The organism is Vibrio sp. 704, assembly GCF_033339295.1.
Genome location: NZ_JAWOUH010000884.1, coordinates 1 through 546 on the forward strand (window position 1 = coordinate 1; position 546 = coordinate 546).

Below are 546 nucleotides of genomic sequence, written 5' to 3' on the forward strand. Positions count from 1 at the left end.
GCTTTACCAAGTGTCGAAGCTAAGCCGTGAACAGCAAGTGCTTCAACGTGAAATTGCGGTTGAAGCCAACGTTGCGAGTTTGCAAAGCCAAGCGGCAGAGCTGAACAACTCTGCTAGCGCGATGATCGCGATGGCGGTTGTCTCTGGTGTGTTAGCGGGTGCTACAGCAATTATCGGTGCGCTTGGTTCTTTCAAAGCGGGTAAAGAAATTAAGACCGAGATGGCAAGCAACAACGTGCTGAAAACGCAAAAGGCGGGCTTCGATCAGGTTGAAGAGTTGATGAACAACGGTAACTTGTCAAAAACTCAACAAGATCAAGTAAAACGTGCACATTCGCTAGCGAAAGACAGCATTGCAGACACCACGGCTCAATTGACTAGCGGCGGTCGCAAGTTCGATAAACTGATGAGCTCAAACCAAGCGAAGAACGCGATTCTTCAAGCTCTTGGACAGATGGCAAACTCAGCATCGAACGTTGAACAAACTAAAGCGCAAGCTCGCAGCAAGGACGATGAAGTGCAAGCGACGCGTGCTCAAGCAGCGAA

At 49.5% G+C, this 546-nt stretch carries 1 pseudogene; it reads left to right on the top strand.

Annotated elements, in window-relative coordinates:
- Positions 1 to 546 (top strand): annotated as a pseudogene (gene vopD / locus R7R24_RS29685) (type III secretion system translocon subunit VopD); the annotation flags it as partial.